The following is a 16,158-nucleotide window of genomic DNA, read 5'->3' as shown; positions in this document are numbered from 1 at the left end:
TCTGTCCATTTTTGCGCACATCTTGTTCCGAAAACCGGTTCCCACTTTTCGGGATGTGCTCTAATTATCCAGATTGAGCGACTGCTCAAGATCATCACTCATTGCATCTTTGTCTGCTTCTCGCGGTTTGAGGCCGAACTGAACCAGCAAAGGTGCTGCGATAAATATCGAAGAATACGTCGCAACGATGATACCCACGCTCAGTGCCAGTGCGAACATTCGAATATCGGCACCACCAAACATATAGAGCGGAATATGCGCAATGAAAGTCACAAAGGCTGTCGGCAGGGTACGCGACAAGGTCTGGTTGATCGAGGCGTCGATAATCGCGGGCAATGGAGCACTGCTATAACGGCGCAGGTTTTCACGCACGCGGTCATAGATCACGATGGTATCGTTGAGCGAGTAACCGATGATCGTCAAAACCGCCGCAACACTCCACAGATTGAATTCCATTCGGAAGACGATGAACACGCCCGCCAGAATGATCACGTCGTGAAGTGTGGAAAGAACCGCACCCAACGCCAGTTGCCAACGGAATCTCACCCAGACATAGACGAAAATACCGGCGAGAGACAAAAACAGTGCCAGAAGCCCTGCCTGTGAAAGCTGCTCGGATACTGTCGGGCCGACCACTTCAACACGCTGGAACGAATAATCCTGCTCGAACTCGCCACGCAGTTTCACTGCAACGGTCTGCTCGGCATCGTCACCCACTTCCTGACTGCCGATGATAACAAGAGCTGAGCGTGGCGACTTTGCAGGCAGCACACGCGCGCTGTCGATGTTCAGCTCGCTCATGCGTTCTTCAATGTCTGGCAGATCTGCGTCACCGCTGCGCGCCTGCAATTCGACCATTGAGCCGCCACGGAAATCGATACCGTAGTTGAAGCCAATATTGACGAAGAGCGCGACAACGATTGCTGAAGCAAGGACTGAAATCGCAAGCGTTACGAATTGCAAACGCATAAACGGAATATGTGTAACCGTCGGCACCAGCTTCAGACGACGCTTTGGAATTTCCTTCGGCTTTGCAGTCCGCACCCATTGGGCGATCAGCAGACGCGTGAAAGTCAGCGTCGTGAACAGTGTCGTCAGAATACCAATTGTGACGGTAAGCGCAAAACCATGAACCGGGCCTGACCCCATCAGGAACAGCACGAGCGCTGCAATCATCGTGGTCAAGTTGGCGTCAACAATCGTGGAAAGCGCACGGTAGAAGCCCGATTCCATTGCCTGAACAACGGAATAGCCCTTGCGCCGATCTTCACGAACGCGTTCATAAATCAGAATATTGGCGTCAACCGCCATACCGATAATAAGGACGATACCCGCAACACTCGCAAGCGTTATGGATGCCCCGATCAGCGATATCACCGCAACGAGAATGACCATATTGACGACAAGCGCCACCATGGCAATCACGCCGAGGACGCCATAGGACAGGATCATAAACAGGCCGACGAGCACCATTGCGAGCAATGCTGCGGAAACTGCAGCACTCGCATAATCGTCACCCAATGCAGATGCGATTGTACGTTCTTCCAGAACTGTAACGGCCTTGGGCAGAGCACCTGAACGCAGAACGACCGACATATTGTTGGCCGATTGCAAATCGAAGGCACCCGAAATCTGCAATTCATCGGTATCAAGCGGCTCGTCAACGACAGGTGCAGAAACGACCTGATTATCGACGACGATAGCAAAAGTCTTATCGGTGACCTGAGCGGTCGCGGCTGCGAGAGCACTGCGCCCCTTCTCATCCAGTGTCAGAGTGATGACAGGTTCATTGTCATCGCCACCAAGCGTCGCTTTTGCATCGACAACGTCCGCTCCTGTGAAAATTGGCTGCTTTTTAACGAGATAGCCAACGGGCGGATCGTCAGAAGAATAAATAATCGAACTATCCGTCGGCGAAGCACCACCGCGAATCACATCATCGGGCGACATGCTATCATCAACAGCAAGGAACGACAGTTCGCCTCGAATGCTGAGAATATCTTTTAGAAGCTGCGCGTCATAAAGCCCCGGAACTTCAACACGAATACGATTGCGGCCTTCTTCATCAACAATCGGGTTGCCATAACCCAATTCCTCAAGACGCTGACGCATAACGTCTTTGGTGCGGTCGACATCGCCTCGGCCAGGGTTTTGCACCTGAAGGACAAGGCGGGAACCACCCGACAGATCAAGCCCGAGAGCGACCTGTTTTGTGGGTAGAAAGCCGGGCAGATTAGCCAGAGTTTCACGCGAGAAAAAATTGGGCGATGCAATGATGAAGCTGGCGATGATTGCCAACCAAATCAGAGCCGATTTCCAACGTGAAAAATATAGCATCGGGCAGCAATTCCGTTTCGGCTGGAAGAACTTAAACCGGATGCGAAATACAGCCGGTGTTGTGGGAAGCATGCGCTTTACGCGCGCTTCACAATAATGAACAGGCCCCGGTTAGAGCGCACAGCGCACTAACCATTTATATCTTCTGCATAATTCTTAAACTGTCTCAAGTTTAAGAATTATGCGGTAGGGAATCCTTACCGGGGCCTGTTCAAATCAAAAATTACTTATTCTTGTTATCAGCGACTGGTTCGCCCTTAACGCGCACTTCAGAAAGAGCGCTGCGCAGAACGCGAATCTTTACGCCTTCGGCGATTTCAACGTCGAGTTCACCATCGTCATGGACCTTCTGGACTTTACCGACAATGCCGCCACCCGTTACAACTGTATCACCGCGACGAACAGCAGCCAGCATTTCCTGACGCTTCTTCATCTGCGTCCGCTGTGGACGGATGATGAGGAAATACATGATAACGAAGATCAGAACGAAAGGCAGAATGCTCATGAGCATATCTGGGCCCATTACGCCGCCGGAAGCTTGAGCATAAGCTGGTGTTACAAACATTAGGTACTCCTCTGGAAGTCTCAAAGACAAATTCTTAATGGCATTACAATGGTTAGTGCGCCAATTGCAACCGACGATGGCTTCAGTCGGTCAAGGTCTAACACTTTTCCTGCTGGTTGTTGCATGTTAAGCCATCATCCTCATTAGCTGAGGGCATGGAATGACCACCGAAAATATACTGAGCCAGAAACTCGACCGCCTGATCGCGGCTTTGGAGCGTATCGCGCCGCCACAACCCACAACACCCGATCTTGAATCTGCAGACTGTTTTGTCTGGGCGCCTGAGCGTCTGACACTTGATGCGGTTAAGCGCGTCAACCGCGTCGATATCGGACTTATCCGTGGCGTCGATCTGGTGCGCGATCAGCTTGTCGATAATACACGCCGCTTCGCTAAAGGTTATCCGGCTAATAACGTCCTTCTTTGGGGCGCGCGCGGCATGGGCAAATCCTCGCTCGTCAAGGCAGCGCAAGCCAGCGTCAATGCTGAACAGGCCGACAAGCTTCCGCTGAAACTCGTTGAAATTCATCGCGAAGACATCGACAGCCTCCCTGCCCTGATGAACCTCATAAAGGAAGGGCCTTACCGCTTTATCCTGTTCTGCGATGATCTGTCATTCGATCATGATGATACGTCTTACAAGTCGCTGAAAGCAGCCCTTGAAGGCGGTGTAGAAGGTCGCCCGGACAATGTGATTTTCTATGCGACATCCAATCGCCGTCACCTAATGCCGCGTGACATGATCGACAATGAACGCTCAACTGCTGTGAACCCATCGGAGGCGATTGAAGAAAAAGTATCATTGTCTGATCGCTTTGGCCTGTGGCTTGGTTTCCACAAATGCAATCAGGAAGACTATCTGGCGATGGTTGATGGCTATGCCGCGAATTACCAGCTGGATTACGATTCAAAGCTACTGCATGCAGAGGCGTTGACATGGTCAACCACACGCGGCAATCGCTCGGGCCGTGTTGCCTGGCAGTATATTCAGGATCTGGCTGGCCGACTTGGAAAAGCAATATAGATTTCGATAAAAAAAGGCGGGTTTAAAACCCGCCTTTCATACTTCTGCGATCGAGTTCCGGTTATGATTCCAGATATTTGGAAGGATTGACCGGCGATGAATTCTTACGCACTTCAAAGTGCAGCTTTGGCGACTTCGCGTTGCCGCTCATGCCGGACTTTGCAATATCTTCGCCGCGACGAACCTTCTGGCCACGCTGCACGAGGATTTGGCTGTTATGTCCGTAGACGGTTACAAGCCCATTGTCGTGACGGATCAAAACCGTCTGTCCGAATTCCTTCAAGCCATCGCCCGAATAGATAACAACGCCGTTTTCAGCAGCTTTTACAGCAGTACCTTCCGGCACCATGATGTCGATACCGTCATTGACCGAAGTGCCATCACGCTGACCGAAGCTTGCGAGAACGCGACCACGAACCGGCCAGCGCATCTGCGAAATTCCGGTCGATGATGGTGCTGCGGACTGATCCTTTTCAGCGTCTTCGATGACCTTATTGCTCGCTGATGGCGGCGTATAAGGCTTGACGTTTGAAGCTTCATTCGGTGCAACCGAAGCAGTCTGCACTGGTGCGGCAACGGCTGGCTTGACCGGCTGTGGCGATACGGCTGCAACCTGCGTTGCGGCACCCGCTGTCGATGGAATAACAAGATTCTGGCCTACACGGATTGCACCGTTGGAAAGGCCATTCGCCTGCTTTAACTGTTCAACTGGTACGTTGTGCTTCTGCGCAATCGAGAAGAGCGAATCACCAGATTTAACCGCATAACCACCCGCAGCAGCGGCAGCAACAGGCGCCACAACATGACCAGCAGCAGGAATTGGCGCACCATTAGCGGTTGCTGGCAACTGTCCAAGAACATTCGCCTTCGCATTAGCGGCTGCATTGTTTGCAGCACCGGCAGCGCTTGCTACCTGCGTTCCGGCATTATTGACATGGCTCGCTGCCACGTCACGCGTCTGGTTCACCTGATTTTGTGCCTGCGTTGCAGCGGCAGCGACAGGTGCCGAAGACACTGGCGGCAAACTGTTGCGCTGAACGGACCCACTTGAAACAGGTGGTGCCGCAGCTATCGGTGCAGATGCGTAAACATCATTAGCCGGCTGCTGCTGAACAACACGCTGATTAGGCGTGGAGCCCGTAAACATGCCATCGGTAAAGCGCATTGTATCGGCGCTACACCCTGCACCAAAACCTGCAATGAGAACGATCGCTGCATTTCGCAGGAGACGTTCAGACGTATGCTGCAATATTGGAAAACGCATGATCAACTCGCCCAACTCTAGAACTCACTTGGACTCATTAAAACGCGTTAATGTTACTCGCTGGTTAAGAATGGAGATTTCTTATAAAAAATATTCACCAATTAGACACCATAAGCACACAGAAACGCCGCGCCGTAAGCAAATATGCGCTGTAAAAAAGTTTTTTGTATGGAACCAAAGGCGAGCAATTTCCTCACAAAACGGAGGATATGCCTTCAATAAACGGCTGATAACGAACAGGCATAATATTGGCCTGCTCAAAACGGCTACCAACTTTCGCAATACGCGTTACCATTTGCACGTCGTCACCCGGGCCGACTGGTGCTACCAGAACACCATGTGTCGCAAGAAGCTCCACGAAATGACGTGGAATATCTTCACACGCCAGCCAGATTATGATTCGGTCAAATGGTCCGCCCGGCATGCCATGACGACCATCAGCATGTTTGACCATGATGTTTTCACGCTTAAGTGTCACGAACTGCTGCAAGGCGCGGTCGCAAAGCTTGCGATAACGCTCAACCGTCGTCACACGGCCAGACAACATCGACATGACAGCGGCGGTAAAGCCGGAACCTGTGCCAATTTCCAGCACACGATGACCCGCCTCAAGATCAAGCGCTGCAATCATGCGCGCCTGATCGTCGATGCCTTCGATATATTCGCCGCAATCAAGCGGCGCAGTGCGTTGGCTGAAAGCAAGATGCGACCACGCAGAGCCCATAAAGCTCTGACGTGGCGTTGCTTCAATTGCGCCAAAGAGGCGGGCATCATTGATGCCGCGCGCTCTCATGCGCATGACGAAGGATGCAAATCCTTCCCTGTCCGAAAGCTGCGGGCGTTCAGACACAGCCTGATTCATGCTTCGACCCCAAGTGCTTCAACACCAAGTGCCTTGCTGAGATCTGCACGGACCTTCTGCGCGGTCAGATCGAGCTGGAGCGGCGTTACGGAAATAAAATCACCCTTGATCGCAGCGACATCACTGTCCGCTGCAACTTCAGCTTTCGTGCGGCCAAATTGCAGCCAGAAATAAGGGAAGCCACGACCATCGCGACGCTCATCAAGACGCGCATCATGGCTGAGTTTGCCCTGCGCAGTCACGCGAGTGCCTTTGACTTCATCAGGTGCGCAATTCGGGAAATTCAAATTGATCAAAACGCCTTCAGGCCAGCCAGCTTCGACGAGTTTTTTAATCAGCTCAGGCGCATGCGTTTCTGCAGTTTCCCAAGGCAGAACACGACGGCCATCGTCGTAATCATACTCCTGCGAAAGAGCGATTGCCTTCACACCGAGAAGTGTACCTTCCATAGCACCTGCAACAGTGCCGGAATAAGTGACATCGTCAGCCATGTTAGCGCCAGAATTAACGCCCGACAGAATGAGGTCTGGCGCTTCAGGCAGCACGTGACGCACGCCCATGATAACGCAATCGGTCGGTGTGCCGCGCAGTGCGAAGTGACGTTCATCAATCTGGCGCAGGCGAAGCGGCTCTGACAGTGTGAGCGAATGCGCAAGGCCGCTCTGATCTGTTTCGGGAGCAACAACCCAGACATCGTCTGAGAGCTTGCGTGCGATACGCTCCAGAACTGCGAGGCCTTCAGCGTGGATACCATCATCGTTCGTCAGCAAAATTCGCACGTCGTCACTCCTTCATTCAGATCATAAGATTTAACTACGCGGCTTTCTCAATGCGCGTAAGGCCGCCCATGTATGGCTGTAATGCTTCAGGAATATGAATGCTGCCATCTTCCTGCTGATAATTTTCCATAACAGCAATCAATGCACGGCCAACAGCAACGCCCGAACCATTGAGCGTATGCACAAAGCGCGTCGCTTTTTCCGCTTCCGGACGATAGCGCGCATTCATGCGACGGCCCTGGAAGTCACCGCAAACCGAGCAGCTCGAAATTTCGCGATAAGCATTCTGACCCGGCATCCATACTTCGATGTCATATGTCTTCTGCGCGCCAAAGCCCATATCGCCAGTGCAAAGCACAACCGTGCGGAACGGCAATCCAAGACGTTTCAGCACTTCCTCGGCACAAGCAGTCATGCGTTCATGTTCCGCAGCCGAGCTGTCTGCATCAGTAATCGACACCATTTCCACTTTAAGGAACTGGTGCTGGCGCAGCATGCCGCGCGTATCACGGCCGGCAGAACCCGCTTCCGAGCGGAAACATGGCGTCAATGCTGTGTAGCGCTGCGGCAAGGTTTTCACGTCAACGATTTCATCGGCAACCAGATTGGTCAGCGGCACTTCTGCCGTTGGAATGAGCCATCGACCATCGGTTGTGCGGAAAAGATCTTCAGTGAATTTTGGCAACTGTCCTGTGCCATAAACTGCTTCGTCACGCACCATCAGCGGCGGCATGGTTTCCATGTAGCCGTGCTCAGTGGTGTGCAAATCAAGCATGAACTGTCCGAGTGCACGCTCAAGACGCGCAAGCGGGCCTTTAAGAACCGTGAAACGCGAACCTGCAATTTTTGCAGCGCGTTCAAAGTCCATATAACCTAGCGCTTCGCCAAGCTCATAATGCTCTTTTGGCGTGAACGAAAAATTGCGCTGATTTCCAATGCGACGGATTTCAACATTGCCTGCTTCATCTTCGCCAAGCGGAACATCGTCGCCCGGAATATTTGGCAGCGTCGAAAGCGCGTCATTGAGTTCTTTGATCAGACGACGTTCGGTTTCTTCCGCTTCCGTCAAAAAGGCCTTCAGCTCGCCGACTTCCGCTTTCAGTCGATCAGCTGTTTCAGCGTCTTTTTCGGCCATAGCCTTGCCGATTTCTTTGGAAGCAGCGTTGCGACGTTCCTGAGCAGCCTGAACCTTGCCGACATGCTCACGGCGCTTTTCATCCAGCGCGATCAGTTCGGACGAACGCGACTCAGATCCGCGCTTAGCAAGCGCCTTATCAAGAGCTTCAGGGTTTTCGCGAATCCATTTGATGTCGAGCATGGGAAAAGCCGTTTCGTGTAATTTAACAAGAGAGAGGCTGCGATCATGCAGCCTCTGTTTAACATAAGTCCAGATCAGGAAGTTGGAGCGCTGTCCTCGGCGTCAGCCTCGTCCTTCGCTTCGTTCCGCTGCTTCTCGATCATTCGGGCCAATATGATAGAAATCTCGTAGAGAAGGATTGCAGGTATAGCAAGACCGATCTGGCTCGCAGGGTCTGGAGGGGTCAGAACCGCAGCCACCACAAAAGCAATAACAATCGCATATTTGCGTTTGTCTTTCAGGCCTTGCGATGTGACCAAGCCAACACGCGCCATCAGGCTTGTAATGACTGGCAACTGAAACACCAGACCAAAGGCGAAAATGAGCGTCATGATGAGGCTCAGATATTCTGAAACCTTAGGCAGAAGTGAAATCTGCACTTCACCGTTGCCGCCGCTCTGCTGCATGGCAAGGAAGAACCACATCACCATCGGGGTGAAGAAGAAATAGACTAGCGCACCACCAATCAGAAACAGGATCGGCGAGGCAATCAGGAATGGCAGGAATGCCATACGCTCATGTTTATAAAGACCAGGAGCGACGAACTTATAAATCTGCGCCGCGATGATCGGAAATGCCAGCACAATGCCACCAAACATGGCGACTTTTACCTGCGTGAAGAAGAATTCCTGCGGCGCTGTATAAATCAATTCGGCTTTCGAGCGATCCATACCGGCCCAGTCTATTGCCCACTGATAGGGCAAGACGAGCAGATTGAAGAGATGCTTCGCAAAGGCAAAACAGATAACAAACGCAATGAAAAACGCCAGAATCGCCCAAATCAGGCGGCGGCGCAGTTCGATCAGATGTTCGAGCAGCGGTGCTGCGCTCTGTTCAATTTCAGCCTCATCCGGTTTCAAGCTTTGCTTCCTGTCTTTTCAGTCGTCTTCTTCGTGGTCTTTTTAGCGGGAGCGGCAGGTTTTGTGGTCGTAGCTTTTGCCACAGCTGGTTTCTTCGCGACAGCGACCTTAGCGGGCTTGGGCGCGGCTGGCTTTGCAACAGCGTCAGATGCTGCAACAACTGCTTTAGGCTTCGCTGTCGTCGCTTTTGCTTTAACCGGCTTTTCTGCCACGGGTGCTTCGACTGCGGCGGCGGCCTTCTTGCGCGGTGCTTTTGGCTTAGCAACGGGCTTCTCGACCGGCGCTTCAACAGGAACCGTTGCGCCATTTGGCTCAACAGGCGTTGTCACTTCTGCAAATTTTGCGGGCTCAGCGGGTGACATGGACGTCGTAGACTGGAGACCAGCGCGAATATCCTCACCAGCACTGCGAATCGGATCAAAGACCTGTGTAAGTTTCGAGCGCGGATCAAGCTTGCGCGCCTCATCAACAATGTTCTTCACATCTTCAAGCTCAGCTTCTTTCAAAGCTTCATTGAACTGATTGCGAAACTCATTTGCGGTGCTGCGCATCCGCGAAGTCGCCTTACCGAAAGCCCTGAGCATCTTCGGCAAATCCTTAGGCCCAACCACCACGATCATCACGATCGCGATAATCAGCAGTTCAGACCAACCGATATCGAACATATTTGATACTCCGCGCTTTTGCGCGCGCCCCGTATTTCGGCGGAAAACCGCAACTCAGATCACAATTTTACCTCCATAGAGGTTATTGCAATCCGCTTGAATTGTTATTCATGCTGCGTACCGCATTGCACGCAGCCCGAACCAGATCACATCAGGACTTTGTCGTCTTCTTGACATCCTTGACGGTATCGTCAGCACGCGCATCAATTGTTCGTGCGTCAGCCTTAGCATCTTCCTTCGCAGCATCTTCTTCAGACATGCCCTGCTTGAAGTTCTTGATACCCTTGGCAACATCGCCCATCAGTTCTGGAATTTTGCCACGACCGAACAGAAGCAGCACAACTGCGAGAACGATCAGCCAGTGCCAGATAGAAAAGCTACCCATTTTATTCCTCTCAATGCCGTGAACCACGGCTTATTCCTGTATTGCTGATTACGATTTAAGCGTTTTCAACAAATCTTTCAAACAGAAGTGTGACCGTGAATGAAGATACACCAATTTTATTTGTCGTATCTTGTTTTAAATCAATCACCGCGCGGCGCGAGCAGCCCCAATCCTTCAAGATCAATATCTTCCAGTGGCTCTTCGTCATCAGTCAATTCGTCGGGATCAACATTTGGTACCGGCACCGAAAAACCAGACGGAATGCGCGCAGACAAAAGCCCTGCCCCGCGCAATTCTTCCAATCCCGGAAGATCGCGAATCTCTGGCAAACCAAACTGGTCGAGAAAAGCGTCGGTCGTGCCATAAGTCACCGGACGACCCGGCGTGCGGCGGCGACCGCGCAGCTTGATCCAGCCCGCTTCCATCAGCACATCAAGCGTACCCTTTGATGTTTCAACGCCGCGAATATCTTCCAGCTCTGCGCGCGTCACAGGCTGATGATAGGCAATGATCGCCAGCACTTCCATCGCAGCACGCGATAGTTTGCGTTGCTGAACTGTTTCACGGCTTAAAAGAAATCCGAGATCAGGTGCGGTACGAAAAGCCCATGCTGTGCCAACCCGAAGCAGATTGACGCCCCTGCCCTCATAGATTTTTTGCAAATGATTGAGCACAGCGGGTAAATCAACATTGCCCGGCAGACGTTCGGACAGTGCCCGCTCTGTGACTGGTTCTGCAGAGGCAAAAATAATCGCCTCGGCAATCCGGCTAAACTCAGCAAGTGTCATTGATGATTCTGGATTTTCAGCATCGTTATCAAAGTCATCCATTGCGATTTCTGTCTCAGACATCTGCGTCCTCATCCAGTTCGTTCAATCGAGCATGAGCGCGCATATAGATTGGTTCAAAGGGCGCATTCTGACGCACTTCCAGCTTGCCTTCGCGCACAAGCTCAAGACTTGCAGCAAACGAGCTTGCCAAAGCCGATGCGCGTTCTTGCGGCGTCAGCGCATAATTTATCAGGAAGCGGTCGAGCGCGATCCAGTCCTCACTTATTCCCATTAGCCGTACAAGCGCGCTGCGTGCTTCTTTCAAAGACCAAACGGCACGTTTTTCGATCTGAACATGTGTGACGCTCTGGCGCTGTCGCTGCGATGTGTAAGCAGTCAGTAACTCATAAAGCGTAGCAGAAAACTGGCTTGAGCGATCAACGACAACCAGTTCCGGCATTCCACGTGCAAAAACGTCTCGTCCCAGACGTTTACGGTTAACGAGATTCGCCGCAGCGTCGCGCATGGCTTCGAGGCGCTTAAGGCGGAATTGCAGCGTGGCGATCAGTTCTTCACCTGTGGCTTCGTCATCGCCTTTCTGCTTGGGGATCAGAAGCTTGGACTTCAAATAAGCAAGCCACGCCGCCATAACGAGATAATCGGCGGCCAATTCAAGCTTGAGAGCTTGCGCCTGCTCTACAAAGCCCAGATATTGTTCCGCAAGCGCCAAAACAGAAATGCGGGAGAGATCAACACGCTGCGTTCGCGCAAGATGCAGCAGCAAATCCAGCGGACCTTCAAAGCCCTGCACATCGACTAACAGTGAGGGTTCATCATTGTCGATGTCAGATTCATTTTGCCACAGAGCATTCATCGGCACATTTGCACCGTCTTTGCTGCTTGTGTTGGTTTCTGATCCGGCCACCCGCTTATCCTGTCGTCCTGATGGCCAGTGCATAAACGCCACTGACCTTTTCAGGACATCTTATCCTAAGAATTGCCTGTTAAGCTATTGCCTGAAACAGTTGTCCAAACTCTTCGCGTAGTTCCGCCTCATCTGACAAATCAGGTTCACCAGCATAGACTTCAGCCAGCTCTGCACGTTTGAGCGATTTGCCCTCCAAAATTGGAACGCGGGGGGCGACCTTTTTGAGTTCTTCCATCACGCCCGCGCAATAAAGAACAATATCGCAACCCGCATTGGTGATGCCTTCCGCAATATCACCAAGATCGCCGGAAAGCGCCTTCATCGAAATATCGTCGCTGATGATCAAACCATCAAACTGGATGACATCACGAATGACAGTGTTGATTACCGTTGGCGAAAGCGTTGACGGGTTTTTCGGATCAACGCTATCAAAGATCACATGCGCAGTCATGGCCATTGGCAGATCATTGAGCGCTTTGAATGGCACGAAATCATGCGTGACCAGCTCAGACAAAGGCACATCAACCCGTGCCAGTTCCTTATGCGTATCGCTGAATGCACGACCGTGCCCCGGCATATGCTTGATAACTGGCAAGACACCACCCGCAAGCAAGCCCTCGGCGGCAGCACGTCCCATCAGCGCCACTTCATGCGGATTTTTAGAATAAGCACGTGCACCAATCACATCATGCGCGCCCTCAATCGGCACATCGAGCACAGGCAGACAATCTGCATTCACCCCAACTTTAAGCAGGTCGAATGCGTGCAACCGCGCATGGAGCCATGCAGCGCGCAGACCTGCTTCATGATCGCGGTTATAGATCGCGCCAATTTCCGCAGCTGCGGGATAATTTGGAACCAGTGGCGGACGAAGGCGCTGCACGCGCCCACCTTCCTGATCGATAAACACCGGCATCTGCGGGCGATCTGTCACGTCGCGCAATTGTGCGGTCAAATCGGCAACCTGTTCAAGGCTTTCGACATTGCGTGCGAAGAGAATAAAGCCCCAAGGCTTTTCATCACGGAAGAAGGCTATCTCATCTGGCGTCAGCTCTGTACCGGCTACACCTGCAATCCACGCCTTGCATTCGCTCATGCGATATTCCTTCGATTCATTTGCACTCAAAATCAGTGATTATGACTTAACCGAAAAACATTTAGCTTGGTAGTCTCACGAAAAAGGGCGGCCAAAGCCGCCCTCTTCAAATTCATTTATCCGATTGCTTACTGCGTTACGAAGCAGCTGCCGCCCGCCGTCTTAAAGCGACCGCAAAGCGCATTCGCTTCTTCTTTCGAACCGGCCTGAACACGAACACGGTAATAAGTGCCCTTGTTCGGAATATCGGCGCGCTTGATGTCAACTGCACGACCACCGATCACGCTGCCATAACGCTGCGCCATATTGGCATATGACTTCTGTGCCAGTTCAGCAGATGGCTGCGAAGCGATCTGGATGAAGTAACCACCACCAGCCGCAGATGCGACCTGTGGAGCAGCCACAGGGGCTGCCTGTGCTGGCGTCTGTGTGCGCTGCGGCACGTTACCAACAATCGTGGTTGGCTGTTCAGCAGGGCGTGAAGGAATCACAGGTGCACGAACAGGTGCTGCTGGAGCCTGTGTTGCCGGCTGTGCAGTCGGCGTATTGGCAACTGGGGCCTGAAGTTCTCCCGCAGCAGCAAGCGCTCCGATTTCATCGGTTTCAGCTGGTGGCGCAATCGGCGCATCATTATTCGTCGCAGCAACTGGAACAGTCGGCTGTGGTGCCGTTTGCGCAGGCTGTTGTGCCTGAACGATCGAGCCATCAGGACGCACGATCATTGTTTCCACTTCACGTGGTTGGATCAATGGCGCATCCTGTCCAGAATTCTGCGCAGCGGCAGTGGTTGGCTCTGGGCCATCATCCACACCAACATCGTTATCCTGAGCGCCAAGATCGACAGGCTCTTCACCCGCAGAAATAAGCGACTTCTGTTCAGGATTATTCGGCAATGTACCTGCAACGCGGTCGTAAACGGCCTTATCCTGATTAGGAACAGTCGCACCGCCCGGATTTTCCGGCTGCATCTTGATCGGCTGGTTATCCGCGCGAATCACTACAGGCTCGCCGGAGCCGCTGCCACCAAGGAAGTGATAGCCAATTCCGCCGATGAGAACAGCCAGACCCGCGACGCTTGCGAGGATCAGACCACGGCGTCCACGAACCGGACGATTGCGATAGGCTTCCGCAGCAACACCAAGATCATCTTCTGGCTGCATACCGGCACGCGTACCAAATTCGCCACTTTCCATGGTCTGCGCACCTTGCGCAGCCCAATGATTGTAGAAGTCGTCGCTGTTGGCAGCAGCATTTTGTGGCGTTGCCGACGGGATGGTTGGATTGGCGCGTCCATAGGCAACGGTGGCCGCAGCAGCGCCAAGACCAAGGGCTGCACCAGCCGCAACACCACCGCTTGGCATGTAAGACGAAGCGCTTTCGCGGAAGATGTCCTCAAAAGCCTTGTCGGCTTCGCTCTGGACTTCGACCTTCGCCGCTGATTCATCCACATCGATGGTGCTGAACACTTCAGCGAACTCAGCTTCCAAATCGTTTAGCGATGTGCCGTTATCTTCATCGCCATAGCTCACTTCTGGCAGATCAAGCGAATGAGTTTGATCAACCTTGCCTTCAGAGACGCTTAGTGTTTCGATTTCAGGCGCTGGTGCGACGAACACTGAACGCTGGTCTGCATAGTTTGCAAATGATGGTGCCGAAGGGTGGCGATCTTCGTCGCTATAAGTTGCATGCGCATAAGCGGGCTGGCTGACCGGCTCTTCTTCTGCATCGGGCGACAAATCAAAATCTTCATCGGTGAAGAAATCTTCTTCGGTGAAGACAGCCGAAGCATCAGCAGGTGCAGCAGTAGCGGCATCGCCCGAAGGCTCAAAACCGAAGTCGTCTTCACTGAACGAAATTTCTTCCAGACCTGACTGATCATCATCGGTTGATTCTGATACAGCGCGTGCAAAGTCCGGCTCATCTGAGAGTGAGAAATCGTCACCAAACGAAAAATCGTCTTCGAGTTCGGGCTGCTCTGATTCGAAAGCAGGCGCCGCGTGCTGCACTGGTTCAGAAGTAAGCACACCAGCAGTCGCAGCACCGGCAGCGAAGTTGCTCAGGGTGTAATGCGGATAAGCTGGAGTTTCTGCGGTAGACGTTGTTCGAGGCGCATAGGTTTCTGGTGCGTAACTCGTCGCTGGTTCAACAGAAGTATAGGCCTGCGGATCTTCTAGCGAGAAATCATCAAATGCTGGCTCAGCATAGGCTGGCTCTTCAGCAACATTGCTCTCAAAACGAGGCGCATAGTTTTCAAACTGCTGCTGCTCATCTTGATAGGCCGGCTGATAAACTGATTCTGGCGCAGACGAAGCCTGAGGCTCATCACCAAACAATAAGCTTTCCAGCTCGTCTTCAAGCGATAGCGCCTGATGTGCAGGCTCTACAGGCTGGGAGGCTTCAAACGGTGTAGCGGATGGGATTTCCCATTCATTACCGATGTTCTGGCTGCTTGTTGAATATCCGGCAGGCTCGCCCGCGTAGGGATCAGCAAATTGCGATTCCCGCTCCTGAAATTCAGGTGAGCTGTAGTTTGAGTAGCCCTGCTCTGAAGGGGCGTTGGCAGCGGTTGCAGCATATGCATCCAGTTGAACGTCTTCGTAAGCTGTACGCGCTTCGGAATAATCATTGTAGTCGAACTGCGGCACAGGTTCTGCGCGATCAGCTTCTACAAAATCAAAAGACTGCGCTGGAGCAGCGGACTGAACTGCTGGTTCATGTGCATCCATCTGCAGATCAAACTCTTCTTCAAGAGCAGATGCCAGATGGTCCTCATGCAGAGCGGGCGCTTCATCCTGATAAGAATGGGATGAAAACGGCACCGTATATTGCTGCGGCTCTGGTTCATTGCCAAAATCACCCAGCAACTCACGCTCAAGATCGAACGCAATCTCGCTGTCACCAGAATCAAAATTTGGCTCAGGCCTGTAGTCGCCCCGGAAATCATTTTGGGCGGCATTGGTATCAGCAGACGCGCCGAAGTCCATGATCCTTGATAGTTCCATCAGCGGATCGTCTTCGTGCAGCGGACGCTCGCCGTAATTACGGGGATTAGCACTGCTGTCCGTCATGGTGTGTTCCTAACTCAAACCCTGGACGTCGCAAGACGTCTCGATACATCACATTTTAGCGAGGCAATGTGGGCAAAAGTTGACGGAAGTTACCTGCGCCTTATGGAAGGCCGACGACTTAACCCGCCGTCGATCTTCCATCTTTTTGACTTACCACCACCCACTCAACACTGTTGTTGAACTTGCGAGTGATCAGTT

Annotated in this window: 14 protein-coding genes; 1 reads left to right on the top strand and 13 read right to left on the bottom strand. The window is 52.5% G+C overall.

From position 1 onward, the window contains the following. Positions 1 to 60: 60 nt before the first annotated feature. Both secDF and yajC read right to left on the bottom strand, forming a co-directional pair. Positions 61 to 2,409 (bottom strand): protein translocase subunit SecDF, encoded by a 2,349-nt coding sequence (secDF, locus tag WH356_RS02175; RefSeq protein WP_339508491.1) that lies wholly within the window; start codon positions 2,407 to 2,409, stop codon positions 61 to 63. Between the two features lie 151 nt (positions 2,410 to 2,560). Continuing rightward, positions 2,561 to 2,902 carry a preprotein translocase subunit YajC gene (gene yajC, locus WH356_RS02170; protein ID WP_339508489.1) on the bottom strand — a complete coding sequence of 114 codons (342 nt, stop codon included), beginning with the start codon at positions 2,900 to 2,902 and terminating at the stop codon, positions 2,561 to 2,563. A gap of 160 nt (positions 2,903 to 3,062) precedes the next feature. Here yajC and WH356_RS02165 point away from each other — a divergent pair, with 160 nt between their 5' ends. After that, positions 3,063 to 3,926, top strand: coding sequence for an ATP-binding protein (locus WH356_RS02165; RefSeq protein WP_339508487.1), 864 nt, complete (start codon positions 3,063 to 3,065; stop codon positions 3,924 to 3,926). A gap of 61 nt (positions 3,927 to 3,987) precedes the next feature. Here WH356_RS02165 and dipM read toward each other — a convergent pair whose 3' ends face one another. From dipM to WH356_RS02110, 11 genes are all read right to left on the bottom strand, one after another. Further along, on the bottom strand, positions 3,988 to 5,205 hold the full coding sequence (dipM, locus tag WH356_RS02160; RefSeq protein ID WP_339508485.1) for a cell division endopeptidase DipM: 1,218 nt from the start codon (positions 5,203 to 5,205) through the stop codon (positions 3,988 to 3,990). A 178-nt stretch (positions 5,206 to 5,383) separates the two neighbouring features. Next, positions 5,384 to 6,052 (bottom strand): protein-L-isoaspartate(D-aspartate) O-methyltransferase, encoded by a 669-nt coding sequence (locus WH356_RS02155; RefSeq protein WP_339508483.1) that lies wholly within the window; start codon positions 6,050 to 6,052, stop codon positions 5,384 to 5,386. Next, a complete protein-coding gene (surE, locus tag WH356_RS02150; RefSeq protein ID WP_339508481.1) occupies positions 6,049 to 6,831 on the bottom strand; it encodes a 5'/3'-nucleotidase SurE in 783 nt (260 codons plus the stop codon). Before surE ends, WH356_RS02155 begins: the two co-directional genes overlap by 4 nt. Positions 6,832 to 6,865: 34 nt before the next feature. Further along, positions 6,866 to 8,149, bottom strand: coding sequence for a serine--tRNA ligase (gene serS, locus WH356_RS02145; RefSeq protein WP_339508479.1), 1,284 nt, complete (start codon positions 8,147 to 8,149; stop codon positions 6,866 to 6,868). Positions 8,150 to 8,223: 74 nt separating this feature from the next. Next, positions 8,224 to 9,048, bottom strand: a complete 825-nt coding sequence (tatC, locus tag WH356_RS02140) for a twin-arginine translocase subunit TatC (protein WP_339508478.1) — start codon at positions 9,046 to 9,048, stop codon at positions 8,224 to 8,226. After that, positions 9,045 to 9,713: a Sec-independent protein translocase protein TatB gene (gene tatB / locus WH356_RS02135; RefSeq protein ID WP_339508477.1), complete on the bottom strand. Its 669-nt coding sequence runs from the start codon at positions 9,711 to 9,713 to the stop codon at positions 9,045 to 9,047. Before tatB ends, tatC begins: the two co-directional genes overlap by 4 nt. 151 nt (positions 9,714 to 9,864) lie before the next feature. Beyond that, entirely contained in the window at positions 9,865 to 10,098 is a 234-nt protein-coding gene (locus tag WH356_RS02130; protein ID WP_250039724.1) for a twin-arginine translocase TatA/TatE family subunit, read from the bottom strand. Between the two features lie 140 nt (positions 10,099 to 10,238). Then, the gene (gene scpB / locus WH356_RS02125) at positions 10,239 to 10,949 is read right to left on the bottom strand and encodes an SMC-Scp complex subunit ScpB (protein WP_339508476.1); all 711 of its coding nucleotides are present in this window, start codon (positions 10,947 to 10,949) and stop codon (positions 10,239 to 10,241) included. Continuing rightward, a complete protein-coding gene (locus WH356_RS02120; RefSeq protein ID WP_339508475.1) occupies positions 10,942 to 11,793 on the bottom strand; it encodes a segregation and condensation protein A in 852 nt (283 codons plus the stop codon). Before WH356_RS02120 ends, scpB begins: the two co-directional genes overlap by 8 nt. A 79-nt stretch (positions 11,794 to 11,872) precedes the next feature. Then, on the bottom strand, positions 11,873 to 12,892 hold the full coding sequence (gene nagZ / locus WH356_RS02115; RefSeq protein ID WP_339508474.1) for a beta-N-acetylhexosaminidase: 1,020 nt from the start codon (positions 12,890 to 12,892) through the stop codon (positions 11,873 to 11,875). Positions 12,893 to 13,020: 128 nt separating this feature from the next. Then, entirely contained in the window at positions 13,021 to 15,960 is a 2,940-nt protein-coding gene (locus WH356_RS02110) for an SPOR domain-containing protein (protein ID WP_339508473.1), read from the bottom strand. Positions 15,961 to 16,158 lie beyond the last annotated feature (198 nt).

This window comes from Ochrobactrum sp. MYb379, assembly GCF_037479515.1.
In the GTDB taxonomy this organism is placed as follows: Bacteria; Pseudomonadota; Alphaproteobacteria; order Rhizobiales; family Rhizobiaceae; genus Brucella.
This window is presented reverse-complemented; position numbering and strand designations above follow the sequence as displayed.